Below are 12,276 nucleotides of genomic sequence, written 5' to 3' on the forward strand. Positions count from 1 at the left end.
GCTCAGCCGGGCAGCCCGGCCTGGTCGGTTCAGCCGGGCAGCCCGGCCTGGTCGGCTCAGCCGGGGCGGACGGTCAGCGGGAGGCCGCTGCCGACGTCGAGCACGGTGCGGTCGCCGAGCGGGGCGTCGAGCGTGACGCTCACCGGTGCCATCTTCAGCTGCAGGGTGCAGACACCGGTGGGCCGGACCACCGAGGCGCCGACCACCACCACGTCCGGTCGTTCCAGCACCAGCGGGGTGGGCTCGCTGTCGCAGGCGCCGACACCGACGATGTAGTCGAGGCGGTCGCCCGCCACCGCCCGCAGCCCCTCCGCGGCGACCAGGCCGCCCGGCAGCGGCTTGCCGTCCGCCGCGCCGCTCGGCACCGCGCCCACCGCGCGCGGCGCGACCGCGAGCCGAGCCACCGGTACGGCCATCTCGTCCACGGTGAACAGCCACGCCGGCACCTCGGCCCGGCCCCGGCTGGTCCACACCGGCGCGCTGCCCAGCCGCGCCGCGGTCACGGTGAGCGGGACGCAGGGCGTCGGCGCGCTGGTCGACACCGGGCCCTCCGGACCGGGCTCGACGGTCGGCCCGCCCGGCTCCGGCGATCCGGGCCGGGACATCCGCGGTCCAGCGGGCCGCCCGTCGCACGGCGGCGGATCCCCCTGGTCCAGTTCGGCGTACGCGTCGGCGGCGCTGACCAGCGGCACCCGCAGCTCGCCGTCGGCGAACCGGATCACCCCGTCCGGCGGGACGGCGGCCGGCATCTTCACCTGGTCCCGGTACCAGCCGGCGTGGAACGCCACCTTCGTGTCGCCGGTGAAGCCCGGATCGCCGGTGAGCACGGTGGCGTCCTGGAGGGGGACGTACCCGTCGTGCCACTGCTGCCCCGGCTGCCAGCGTCCGGCCACCTCCTCGGCGCGTTGGGTGAAGGCGGCGGGCTGGTCCGGGCCGGCGGGCGGCGCGGTGCCGGCGCCGGGCGCGGCGCAACCGGAGAGGACCAGCAGCGGAAGCCCGAGCAGGGCGACAGATCGGCGCATGCGGATTGGACGCCCCACCCCCCGCCCCGGTTCCCCACCCACCCCACGGCACTCTTTCCGTGAAAGCGCGGGGACAGCGGAGGGGTGAGGTGGGAATGACTGTGCGCCCCGGTCCAACCGGACCGGGGCGCACAGGGTGGTGGAGGTGCCGGGAATCGAACCCGGGTCCTTCGCCGGTTTGTCAGGGCTTCTCCGAGCGCAGCTCGCTATGCCTCTACTCGGCCCCACCGCTCACGCGAGCAAGTTGGTGTGACGGGCCCAGTCGCTGATTGATCTCGCCGCACGGACCCCGCGACCGGGTCCGATTGGCCAGCCTTCTAGCTGATGCCGGCTAACTGGGTCGAAGGCGCTCCCAGGCCGACAGACTTGCTACTCGCCTCAGGCGGCGAGAGCGAAGTCAGCGCGATTGTTCTTGGCGCTTATTGGTTTCCGACGACCGATTCTCGAGACGACGTCGGCTTCCTCGGCTCGCTTCCCCTGTCGCTGCGTACGAAGTCGAAACCAGTCACCCCCTCGACGGGCTGCCCCTGTCGGCAGCACCACCAAGCCTAACGCCTGCCGCAACCGAATTCATCCCGAGGCCGGCCCACCGAGCCGGCAACCGGACGAACCGGACTTTTCAGTCATCCATCCCCTTGCCGCGCCGGCCCGCCGCCCGGGCGATCTCCCGGTCGGCGTCCCGCTTGGCGAGGTCCTGCCGCTTGTCGTACGACTTCTTACCCCGGGCCAGGCCGATCTCCACCTTCGCCCAGCCGTCGGAGAAGTAGACCTGCAACGGCACCAGCGTGAGACCGCTCTCCTTGAGCTTGCCCAGCAGCCGGTTGATCTCCAGCCGGTTGAGCAGGAGCTTGCGGGTGCGCCGGGGCTCGTGGTTGGTCCAGGTGCCCTGGGCGTACTCCGGGACGTGCATGCCGTGCAGGTAGAGCTCGCCGTCGCGCTCCTGGGCGAACGCGTCGACGAGCGACGCCCGCCCGGCCCGCAGCGACTTGACCTCGGTGCCGGTCAACGCCATGCCCGCCTCGTACGTGTCGAGGATGGCGTAGTCGTGACGCGCCTTCTTGTTGGAGGCGACCACCTTCCGCCCCTTTTCCCGTGGCACCGGCGCCACCCCCTTCTCCGATCGACTCGCCGGCGGACGACCGGCGAGCGAAGATCATGCTACCGGAACCACAAGAGCCCTCCCGCGCCGTTTATTCCGGCGCGGGAGGGCCCGCGGAGAGCCGTACGGGCAACTAGACCCGCAGGTAGAAGCGGAGCGTGACCCACGCGGTGATGGCGCTGACCAGGCCACCGACGGCGGCCATCAGCGGGAAGGTCAGGAAGATCTCGGACCAGGAGATCGGGGTGATCAGCCCCTCCAGGGCCGCCATCGAACTGCCCGCCGCCAGCGTCTTCACGCCGATCAGCGCGACCAGGCCGAGGATGGAGCCGATCAGACCGGCCACCACCGCCTCCAGCACGAACGGCGCCTGGATGAACCAGTTGGACGCGCCGACCAGCTTCATGACCGCGACCTCACGCCGCTTGCTGTACGCGGCCACCTGGATCGTGTTCGCCACCAGCAGCAGCGCGGCGGCGGCCATCACGATCGCCAGCGCCAGCGCGCCGTTCTGGATGCCGGTGAGCACACCGAAGACCTTGTCGAGCAGCTTGCTCTGGTCGACGATCGTGTCGATGCCCTCGGCGGTCTTGTACTGGTCGTAGATCTGCTTGTACTGCTGCGGGTCGTTGAGCGTGAGCCGGAACGACTCCGGGAGCTGGTCGGGCTTGACGGCGTTCACCAGGTCCGGCGCGTCGGCGTACATCTGCTGGAAGCGCTTGTACGCCTCGTCCTTGTTGACGTATGTGACGTCCTTGACCAGCGGGTCGGCGTTGAGCTTGGATTCCAGGTCGGCGCGCTGCTGCTCCTGGACGTCGGTCTTCAGGAAGATCGAGACCTGGACGTTCTCGTAGTAGAGATCCTTCATGTCGCCGACCTTCTGGTAGAGAAGGCCGCTGCCGCCCAGCATGAACAGCGACACCGCCATGGTGATGATCATGGCGATCGTCATGGTGACGTTGCGCCACAGTCCGACCAGTACCTCGGACAGGACGTACTTCATCCGCATCGGGATATTCCTCCGGCTCTCCGGCGTGAGGTGTTCGTCGTCGGGATCAACGGGTCGCCTGGTCGGCTCAGCCGTAGACGCCGCGGGCCTGGTCGCGCACGATGCGGCCACTCTCGATCTCGATCACCCGGCGCCGCATCTGGTTCACGATGTTGGAGTCGTGCGTGACCATCACGACGGTCGTGCCGGTGCGGTTGATCCGGTCCAGCAGGCGCATGATCTCGATCGAGGTGTCCGGGTCCAGGTTTCCGGTCGGCTCGTCGGCCAGCAGGATGAGCGGCCGGTTCACGAACGCCCGCGCCACCGCGACGCGCTGCTGCTCACCACCGGAGAGCTCGTGCGGGTAGCGGTGCTCCTTGCCGCCGAGACCGACCAGTTCCAGCACCTCCGGCACGACCCGACGGGCCACCGCCTTCGTCTTGCCGATCACCTCGAGCGCGAACGCCACGTTCTCGTACGCGGTGCGGTTCGGCAGCAACCGGAAGTCCTGGAAGACGCAGCCGATCGAACGCCGGAAGTGGGGGCGCTTCCACGAACGCATCGACGTGACGTCCTTGCCGTTGACGACGACGCGGCCCTTGTTGGGCGTCACCTCGTGCAGCAGCAACTTGATGATGGTGGACTTGCCGGAGCCGGATGGACCGATGAAGAAGACGAACTCGCCCTTCTCGATCGAGACGGACACGTTGTCGAGCGAAGGCCGGGACGCCTTCGGGTACGTCTTCGTCACTTGCTCAAGCTGAATCACGGGTCGAGAGTCTACGCGGTGTAACCGCAGAGCCAAGCCCCACGCCCCCCAGTTGCGGCGCGCGTCATCGATTTACCGGGTCAGACCGAGATCGATGACGCACTCCGTCCGGCCTCGATCACGCACCGTCAGCACTGAGCTGCTGCTGCTTCCGCCAGCGGATACCCGCCTCGATGAAACTGTCCAGCTCACCGTCGAAGACCGAGGACGGATTGCCCGTCTCCTGCTCGGTACGCAGATCCTTCACCATCTGATAAGGATGCAGCACGTACGACCGCATCTGGTCGCCCCACGAGCCGGCGGCGTCGGTCTTCAGGCCGGCCATCTTGGCCTGCTCCTCCTGCCGCTTGCGCTCCAGCAGCCGGGCCTGGAGCACCCGCAGCGCGGACGCCTTGTTCTGGAGCTGGGACTTCTCGTTCTGGCAGGTGACCACGATGCCGGTCGGGATGTGGGTGATCCGGACCGCCGAGTCGGTGGTGTTGACGCTCTGCCCACCCGGCCCGGAGGACCGGTAGACGTCGATCCGCATCTCGTTCTCGGGAATGTCGATGTGGTCGGTCTGCTCCACCACCGGCAGCACCTCGACGCCGGCGAAACTGGTCTGCCGGCGGCCCTGGTTGTCGAACGGGCTGATCCGCACCAGCCGGTGGGTGCCGGACTCCACGCTGAGCGTGCCGAAGGCGTAGGGCACCTTCACCGTGAAGGTGGCCGACTTCAGGCCCGCCTCCTCGGCGTACGAGGTCTCGTAGACCTCCGTGGGGTAGCCGTGACGCTCCGCCCACCGCAGGTACATCCGCAGCAGCATCTCGGCGAAGTCCGCGGCGTCCACGCCACCGGCGCCGGCCCGGATGGCGACGAGCGCCTCCCGGGAGTCGTACTCGCCGGAGAGCAGCGTGCGGACCTCCATCTCCTGGATGGCCTTGGTCAGCCCGGTGATCTCCGACTCGACCTCGGTCAGCGCGCCCGGGTCGGACTCCGCCTGGGCGAGCTCCAGCAGCACCCCGGCGTCGTCGAGCCGGGAGCGCAGGTCGCCCAGCTTGTTGATCTCGCCGTTGACGTACGACAGCTGCGACGTCACCTGCTGCGCCTTGGCCTGGTCGTCCCACAGGTCGGGCGCGGAGGCCTCCTGCTCCAGGCGGGCCTTCTGCTCGCGCAGCTTGTCGAGGTCGAGCACGGCCTCGATGTTGCGCAGCGTGGCGTCGAGTTCCTTGAGCTGTTCGGCGTAATCGGCAGCGGTCACGACAGACAAGACTACTGCGTACGTCCGGCGACTTGTCGCAGGTGGTCAGCCGGCCGGCGCGGTCTTCAGCCAGGACAGCGCCGCCCGGTGGTACGCGACGGCGAACTCCAGCGCGCTGGCGTCGTAGTTGTCGCCCTCCTTCTTCGCGTTCTTGACCTGCTCCCGCACCGCCGCCAGCGCCTCGGTGTGGTATTCGTTCGCCGAGACGTACAGGTTCTTGAGCTGGCTGGACGAGTGCAGGCTGCCGAACGCCATCCGCAACGCGATCGGGTTGCGGATGGTGTCCTTGCCGGGATTCTCCGCCAACCAGCGGGAGAATGTCCGTTTCCCGGCCGCCGTGAGCGCGTACGGCTGGCTCATCCGCGGCCCGGGCTTGCCGAGCCGCACCAGACCCTTCTCGGCCAGGACCGGAAGCTCCCGGTAGACCTGGCTGCGGGTCATCGACCAGTACGGCGCCAGCCGGCGCTCGGCAGCGGCCATCAACTGGCCGCCAGTCATCGGGCCGTCGTGCAGCAGACCGAGCAGGGCTGCCGCCGTCGGGTTGACTCCGGATTCCGCCATGCCCTCTAAGCTGCCACTTTGTCGACTCCTGCGTCCACGTTTTGCCGTTTTCGCCACTCCCAGGCGGTCCGAAGTGCACCGTGCACCGACGACAGAGGTTAGGCGGGGGCCCTTCTTAACAGACGTCTGTTAAGAAGGGCCCCCGCCTAACATCTCAGCCCATGTGGGGGTAGGTGTGGTCAGTGGGCGGCACGAACGTCTCCTTGATCGTCCGCGGCGACGTCCAGCGGACCAGGTTGTGCCAGGAGCCCGCCTTGTCGTTGGTGCCGCTGGCCCGGGCGCCGCCGAACGGCTGCTGCCCGACCACCGCGCCGGTCGGCTTGTCGTTGATGTAGAAGTTGCCGGCCGCGTACCGCATCCTCTCCGCCACCTGGTCGACCACCCGGCGGTCGGTCGCGAAGATCGACCCGGTCAGCGCGTACGGCGCGATCGACTCGGCCTGGGCGACCGCCTCGTCGAACCGGGCGTCGTCGAAGACGTGCACGCCGAGGATCGGGCCGAAGTATTCGGTGGTGAACGTCTCGTGCGCGGCGTCCGAGCACTCGAAGAGCGTGGGCCGGACGAACCAGCCGACCGAGTCGTCGGCGGTGCCACCGGCCAGGACGCGGCAGCTGCCGTCGCCCCTGATCAGCTCCAGCGCGGCGGTGTGCCGGCCGAACGCCCGGTCGTCGATCACCGCGCCGCCGAAGTTGCTGAAGTCGGTCACGTCGCCGTAGGTGAGCGCGTCCGCGGACGCGGCGAGCCGGTCCCGCAGCCCACCCTCCCAGATCGACCGCGGGACGTACGCCCGCGAGGCGGCCGAGCACTTCTGCCCCTGGTATTCGTAGGCGCCCCGCAGCAGCGCGGTGTGCAGCGCGTCCACGTCGGCGCTCGAGTGCGCGACCACGAAGTCCTTGCCGCCGGTCTCGCCGACCAGCCGGGGATAGCCCCGGTAGCGGGCGATGTTGTCGCCGACGGTCCGCCAGAGCTGTTGGAAGACCTTCGTGGAGCCGGTGAAGTGGATGCCGGCCAGGTCCGGGTCGGCGAGCACGACGTCGGAGACCTCCTCGCCGCGCCCGGTGACCATGTTGATCACGCCGGGGGGCAGGCCGGCGGCCTCGAACAGTCGCATGGTGAAGTGCGCGGCGAACTGCTGGGTCGGGCCCGGCTTCCAGACCACGGTGTTGCCGAGCAGGGCCGGCGCGGACGGCAGGTTGCCGGCGATCGCGGTGAAGTTGAACGGGGTGACCGCGTAGACGAAGCCCTCCAGCGGCCGGTGGTCGAAGCGGTTCCACACGCCCGGCGAGGACAGCGGCTGCTCGGCCAGGAGCCGGCGGGCGAAGTGGACGTTGAACCGGAGGAAGTCGATCAACTCGCAGGCGGCGTCGATCTCGGCCTGGACCGCGGTCTTGGACTGGCCGAGCATGGTCGCCGCGTTGAGCGTGTCCCGCCAGGGGCCGGAGAGCAGGTCGGCGGCGCGCAGGAAGATCGCGGCCCGCTCCTCGAAGGGCAGCGCCCGCCACATCGCCGCGGCGTCCTTGGCCGCCGCGACCGCGGCGCGGGCGTCGTCGTGGGTGGCGTGTCCGGTGACGCCGAGCACGTGGGCGTGCTTGTGCGGCTGAACCACGTCGATCGACGCGCCACCGGCCATCCGCTGCTCGCCGGCGATGGTCATCGGCAGCTCGATCCGCTCGGCGGCCAACTCGGCCAGCCGCCGTTGGAGCCGCTCCCGGTCGGCGCTGCCGGGCTCGTAGGTGTGTACCGGCTCGTTGCGCGGCTCGGGGACGGAGAACACGGCGTCCATCACAGGCTCCTGTGCGATCTCGACGGCGATGGCGAAACCGGACCCGCGGGCACCGACCGGGCGGCCGGGTGCCCGGACACCGCGCGGCGGACCGGTCGCGGCGGCGGGACCTGCGCCAATTGTTTCACGCGGCCCGCGCGCCGCGGGCTCGGCACCGCACGGCAGACGCCACCCCCGTCTCCGGACCCTCGGCTGGGCCGCTTCACGACCGACGAAACATCGGCGACAGGCCCACCCGACGAGCGATCCTTCGGCACCCTGCTGCCACCTGCCCGGCGCGGCCGCGGGTGGGCCGCCAGCCCGGGTGAGCGCGCCGCGCCGCGTACGCTGGGTGGCCGGTGACCTGCCCGGCCCGGCGCGGGGAGATCCGGCGTCCGTCGAAAGGGAGACGATGAGCAACCAGCCCGGCAGCTCCACGGCCGCGGAGCCGGACCAGCCCGAGGCCGTCGCGGCGCCCGCCGACGGCGACCAGGCCGTGGCCGAGGGCGCGCCGTCGGTCGGCCGACCGGAGTACGCGCCGGCCGCGTTGCCGCTGGCCCTGCTGTCGATCGCCTGGCTGGCGGCCATGCTCTGGTCCACCCGGGAGGCGATCACCTCGACCGCGGCCGGGGTCACCGCGATCAGCCTCTCCGCGTACGCGCTCCCCGGCGTGATCACCGCGGCGCTCGTCACCGGCGCCGCGATCGCCCTGGCGGCCACCAACCGGTTGGGCCGGGTCTCGCTGCGTTTCCTGGCCACCGTCGGCGCCGGCCTGCTCGCCGGGCTCGCCGCCGCGGTGGCGATCAACCTGACGTACGCCGACAACGCCACCACCAACACGATCGCCGGCACCACGGCGGCGGCCGCGATCATCGGCGGGGCGATGGCCGGCGCGCGCCAGGCGCGGGTGGTGGCCGGTCTCGCCGCCGCCACGCTCGCCGCGCAGGTCTTCGTGGTGGTGTTCAGCCGGGCCCGGGACCCGCTCTCCGAGCTCTTCGGAGCCGGCGACACCCAGCAGTCGGTGCTCGACGCCGCCAAGTGGGTGTCCCGGACGGAGTCGCTGCTCGCCGGGTTGCTCGCCGGCCTGGTGGCCTACCTCTACCTCGCCTGGTCGCACCGCCGGGCGGAACGCCGGGACGGTGCCGCGTCGCCGCTGCGCTGGCCGGCGTATCTGGTGGCCGGCGCCGGAGCCGGCCTGCTCCTGCTGCTCACGGAGGTGATCATCCGCGTCGGTGGGCGCGGTCTGCTCGACCTGGCCGCCGCGCTCAGCGAGGCCGACCAGGTGGCGCAGACCGCCCTCGGCACCTCCCGGGTGGACAACGGGATCTGGGTGCTCTTCGTGGGCGCGCTCACCACGCTCATCGCCTTCGGGCGCACGCTCGGGCCACGCGCCGTCACCGACGAGGACGAGGACGAGCCGGCCGCCTGAGTCCCGGCGTCCGCCTCAGCCGACCTCGCGCAGCAGCAGGTCCAGCTCGGTCACGTCGTACCACTCCAACTCGTGGTCCTCGACGCCGTCCACGGTGAACTGGGCGTCCGGGTCACCGGCCTGCGCCTCGGCCACCACCTCGACGGCGGCGGCCACGTCCTCGGCCGCCTCCGCGCCGTCCACGTGGATCGCGGCGACGGACGTCACCGAGACCGGCCCGGCCGGACGCACCACGCTGGAACCCAGTTCGCCGCCGTTGCGGCCGATCGCCCGGGTAGGCAGGTCGGCCGAGACCACCACCCGCCGACGGGACGCGGCGGGATCGCCCCGCAGCAGGAGCAGCGCGTCCTGGGCGGCCCGGGTGAAGGCCACGTACTCCAACTCCTCCTCGTCACCCTCGGCGTACCACTCGCGCAGCTCCGGGGTGACCGCGTGCGCCGCCTCGACGCTCAGGCCCTCGTCGCGCAGCCGGGCGAGCATCGGAACGGTCGCCGGCAGGTACACCCGGACAAGCTCGTCGGTCACCGGTCTCTCCCCGCACTCTCCGCCACGCGCCGGCGGGTGCCGGCTCCGGGCGCCGATCATGCCGTACGCCGTGACCGTCATACACCGACCCCCGCGGAAGGAGAAGCGTTCCGCCGGTGTGTCCGCCGAAGTGGGCCTGGGAGGTGTCACCGGCTGGTGGCAAACTGAGGCAAACGAAACCAACCCCGGGAGTCACCGTGGAGTCGAGGTTCCTGCTGCTGTCCGACGTCGCTGCCGAGCTGAACGTGTCGGACTCGCAGGTCTACCACATGGTGCGCAGCGGCGAGCTGCCCGCCATCAAGATCGGCGGCCGGGGTCAGTGGCGGGTCGAGCGCGCGCGTCTGGAGGAGTACATCGAGCGCAAGTACGCCGAGACCGCCGAGTGGGTACGCGGAAATCCGCTTGGTGAGCGCGACATGGAGTGACCTTACGCTGACCGTGGGCCATTGACTCGCGCAGTTGTCGTGCCCGAAAATGAGCATCTGTCGCAGGCAAACAAAGGCAAACGCAAGGATTCGAGGGCTGACATGGTTGACACCCGCCGTCCCCGGGCACCGCGTCCACCGGTCCGCCTCCGGCCCGCCCCGCCGCTCGACCCGCCCTGCACCGACGACGAGCCCGCCTGGAGCCATGCCGGCCAACTCGCTCTCGACCTGGTCGACCCCCGCTGGCGGGAGCCCGACCGGCCCGCCAACCGGGCACCCGACCGCGCTCCCGGCTGGCCCCGCTGGTCCGCCGTCGGCCCGCCGGGTGCCCGCACCGCCCCACCCGCAACCGGTTCCGCCGGCGGCGGCGCCTCACCTACTACCGGCTTACCCGGCGGCACCTCGTCCCCTACCGGCTCCCCCGGCGGCACCCCGCCCACTACCGGTTCCCCCGGCGGCACCCCGCCCACTACCGGCTTCCCCGGCACGTCACCCGCTGCCGGCTCCCCCCGCGGCGCGGTTGGACCGCGGCACCACGGTCAGGCGGTGCCCGGCGGGCCCGCTGCCACGCCCGAGGCCGCGTTTCAGGCGGTGCCCGGCGGGCCCGCCGCCACGCCCGAGGCCGCGCGGGCGGCGCACCGGTTCATCCGCACCTTCCTGGAGATCGTCAACGGCTTCCGGCCGCCCGGGCAGCTACGGCCGCTCTGCCTGCCCGAGGCCGTCGGCGCGGTGTCGGTCGAGCTGACCCGGGCGGCGCGCCGGGTGACCCCGGTCCGCCGCCGCACCGCCCGGCCGGCCCTGCACCTGCGCCGTCTGCGGGTCTGCGAGCCCCGGGCGGGCGCGGTCGAGGCCACCGCCGTGTTCGTCGGCGTCGGCGGCGCCAGTTGGGCGGTCGCCGTGCGCCTGGAGCGCCACCGGGGCAACTGGTTCTGCCTGGTCCTAAACGTCCTCTGAGCACTGCCGACCTGAGCAGGCCTGAGCGCGCCTGAGCAGGCCTGAGCGCGCCGATCATGAGGTTGGCGGCGGAATCCGAGAGGCAGTTTCTAAGCTTCAGTGCAACTGATCTTGGTTGGGCTGGAGGTGCTGGTGGCGAGGCCGGGTGTGTTGACGTTCGGGCATCGGCAGGTGTTGGAGCATCTGTGGGGTTCGGGGAGGACGATCTCGCAGATCGCGGGGCTGCTCGGGGTGCCGGTGTGCACGGTGTCGCGGGAGGTGGCGCGTCACCACAGTGCGCGGCACGGGACGAAGAATCCGCTCGGGCGGTCGTTGCCGCCTGGGCGGGCTCGTCGCCCGTATCGGTGGGGGTATCAGGCGCAGTGGGCGCAGCGGCGGGCTGACGCGGCCAGGCGTCGGCCGCAGCAGGGCAAGCTTGCGGTGGGTACGCGGCTGCGGCGGGTGGTGGCGGGGAAACTGGCCCGGAGGTGGTCTCCGAAACAGATCGCCGCGTGGTTGCGGGCCACGTTCGCCGACCGGCCGGAGTTGCAGGTGTCCCACGAGACGATCTACCAGGCGATCTACGTGCAGTCGCGGGGCGGCCTGCGAGCCGAGTTGACCCGGCAGGTGGCGCTACGGTCGGGACGCACCCAGCGGCGCCGGCAGTCGCGTGCCGCGGGCGCCGCCCGCAGCCGGCGGCCCTGGATCGGGGACCTGCACATCAGCAACCGGCCGGCCGAGGCCACCGACCGGGCAGTGCCCGGGCACTGGGAAGGTGACCTGGTCATCGGCAAGGCCGGCGCCTCAGCGATCGTGACCCTGGTGGAACGAGCCACCCGCTACGTGATGCTCGGCGCCCTGCCCCAGGGCCGCGACAGCGAAGCCGTCATCGGCGTCCTCACCGACCTGGCCACCCGCATGCCCGCGCACCTACGCCGCTCCCTGACCTGGGACCAGGGCACCGAAATGGCCACCCACCCGCACTTCACCATCGCCACCGGCTGCCCGGTCTACTTCTGCGACCCCCACAGCCCCTGGCAACGCGGCACCAACGAGAACACCAACGGCCTCCTCCGCCAGTACTTCCCCAAAAGCAGCTACGACTTCCGCACCATCGACCAGAACGGGCTCGACGACATCGCCCACGAACTCAACACCCGACCCCGCGAAACCCTGAACTGGAACACACCAGCCCAACGCCTCGCACAACTCATCGCACCCTAACGATTGCACTCACCCCTTGACCCCGCCAGAATCAACACCGCCGCCAACTTCATGATCACCACTGGAACCGGCCGCCCCCGCTCCGTTGATCAAGGAGTTGCGTCAGGATGTGAGCGGCGGGTGACGCAAACTCCTTGATCAACGCACAAGCGGCGCGGAGCGCGGAAGCTCGGAGCGCGGAAGCTCGGAGCGCGGAAGCTCGGAGCGCGGAAGCTCGGAGCGCGGAAGCTCGGAGCGCGGAAGCTCGGAGCGCGGAAGCTCGGAGCGCGGAAGCGCGATGGGCCCCGGCCGTAGCCGGG

General features: G+C 71.0%; 12 protein-coding genes and 1 other RNA gene. 4 read left to right on the top strand and 9 right to left on the bottom strand.

What is annotated here, in order from left to right:
• Positions 1 to 56 precede the first annotated feature (56 nt).
• From O7602_RS23710 to pruA, 8 genes are all read right to left on the bottom strand, one after another.
• A complete protein-coding gene (locus O7602_RS23710) occupies positions 57 to 1,022 on the bottom strand; it encodes a hypothetical protein (protein ID WP_281584819.1) in 966 nt (321 codons plus the stop codon).
• 137 nt (positions 1,023 to 1,159) lie between these two features.
• Positions 1,160 to 1,535, bottom strand: a transfer-messenger RNA (tmRNA) gene (ssrA, locus tag O7602_RS23715).
• 106 nt (positions 1,536 to 1,641) lie between these two features.
• Positions 1,642 to 2,121 (bottom strand): SsrA-binding protein SmpB, encoded by a 480-nt coding sequence (gene smpB / locus O7602_RS23720; protein WP_281584820.1) that lies wholly within the window; start codon positions 2,119 to 2,121, stop codon positions 1,642 to 1,644.
• Between the two features lie 133 nt (positions 2,122 to 2,254).
• On the bottom strand, positions 2,255 to 3,130 hold the full coding sequence (gene ftsX, locus O7602_RS23725) for a permease-like cell division protein FtsX (protein ID WP_281584821.1): 876 nt from the start codon (positions 3,128 to 3,130) through the stop codon (positions 2,255 to 2,257).
• A gap of 67 nt (positions 3,131 to 3,197) precedes the next feature.
• Positions 3,198 to 3,878, bottom strand: a complete 681-nt coding sequence (ftsE, locus tag O7602_RS23730; RefSeq protein WP_013284225.1) for a cell division ATP-binding protein FtsE — start codon at positions 3,876 to 3,878, stop codon at positions 3,198 to 3,200.
• Between the two features lie 118 nt (positions 3,879 to 3,996).
• Positions 3,997 to 5,118 (bottom strand): peptide chain release factor 2, encoded by a 1,122-nt coding sequence (gene prfB, locus O7602_RS23735; RefSeq protein WP_281584822.1) that lies wholly within the window; start codon positions 5,116 to 5,118, stop codon positions 3,997 to 3,999.
• A gap of 45 nt (positions 5,119 to 5,163) precedes the next feature.
• A complete protein-coding gene (locus O7602_RS23740; protein WP_281584823.1) occupies positions 5,164 to 5,679 on the bottom strand; it encodes a PadR family transcriptional regulator in 516 nt (171 codons plus the stop codon).
• A gap of 154 nt (positions 5,680 to 5,833) precedes the next feature.
• Positions 5,834 to 7,462, bottom strand: coding sequence for an L-glutamate gamma-semialdehyde dehydrogenase (gene pruA / locus O7602_RS23745; protein ID WP_281584824.1), 1,629 nt, complete (start codon positions 7,460 to 7,462; stop codon positions 5,834 to 5,836).
• 391 nt (positions 7,463 to 7,853) lie between these two features.
• Here pruA and O7602_RS23750 point away from each other — a divergent pair, with 391 nt between their 5' ends.
• Positions 7,854 to 8,870 carry a hypothetical protein gene (locus O7602_RS23750; protein ID WP_281584825.1) on the top strand — a complete coding sequence of 339 codons (1,017 nt, stop codon included), beginning with the start codon at positions 7,854 to 7,856 and terminating at the stop codon, positions 8,868 to 8,870.
• A gap of 15 nt (positions 8,871 to 8,885) precedes the next feature.
• On the opposite strand, the gene O7602_RS23755 is transcribed toward O7602_RS23750, so the two are convergent.
• Entirely contained in the window at positions 8,886 to 9,395 is a 510-nt protein-coding gene (locus tag O7602_RS23755) for a hypothetical protein (protein WP_281584826.1), read from the bottom strand.
• A gap of 197 nt (positions 9,396 to 9,592) precedes the next feature.
• Here O7602_RS23755 and O7602_RS23760 point away from each other — a divergent pair, with 197 nt between their 5' ends.
• The 3 genes from O7602_RS23760 (at position 9,593) to O7602_RS23770 (ending at position 11,977) form a co-directional block, all read left to right on the top strand.
• Positions 9,593 to 9,820 carry a helix-turn-helix domain-containing protein gene (locus O7602_RS23760; protein ID WP_281584827.1) on the top strand — a complete coding sequence of 76 codons (228 nt, stop codon included), beginning with the start codon at positions 9,593 to 9,595 and terminating at the stop codon, positions 9,818 to 9,820.
• A gap of 546 nt (positions 9,821 to 10,366) precedes the next feature.
• The gene (locus tag O7602_RS23765; RefSeq protein ID WP_281584828.1) at positions 10,367 to 10,774 is read left to right on the top strand and encodes an Rv3235 family protein; all 408 of its coding nucleotides are present in this window, start codon (positions 10,367 to 10,369) and stop codon (positions 10,772 to 10,774) included.
• A 99-nt stretch (positions 10,775 to 10,873) separates the two neighbouring features.
• The gene (locus O7602_RS23770) at positions 10,874 to 11,977 is read left to right on the top strand and encodes an IS30 family transposase (protein ID WP_281583749.1); all 1,104 of its coding nucleotides are present in this window, start codon (positions 10,874 to 10,876) and stop codon (positions 11,975 to 11,977) included.
• Positions 11,978 to 12,276: the final 299 nt, after the last annotated feature.

It is taken from the genome of Micromonospora sp. WMMD1128 (genome assembly GCF_027497235.1).
GTDB lineage: Bacteria > Actinomycetota > Actinomycetes > Mycobacteriales > Micromonosporaceae > Micromonospora.

Excerpts from the sequence above, each read along its gene's own strand:
- pruA (WP_281584824.1), bottom strand. The coding sequence starts at position 7,462 with ATGGACGCCGTGTTCTCCGTCCCCGAGCCGCGCAACGAGCCGGTACAC.
- O7602_RS23750 (WP_281584825.1), top strand. The coding sequence starts at position 7,854 with ATGAGCAACCAGCCCGGCAGCTCCACGGCCGCGGAGCCGGACCAGCCC.
- O7602_RS23710 (WP_281584819.1), bottom strand. The coding sequence starts at position 1,022 with ATGCGCCGATCTGTCGCCCTGCTCGGGCTTCCGCTGCTGGTCCTCTCC.
- O7602_RS23740 (WP_281584823.1), bottom strand. The coding sequence starts at position 5,679 with ATGGCGGAATCCGGAGTCAACCCGACGGCGGCAGCCCTGCTCGGTCTG.
- ftsX (WP_281584821.1), bottom strand. The coding sequence starts at position 3,130 with ATGCGGATGAAGTACGTCCTGTCCGAGGTACTGGTCGGACTGTGGCGC.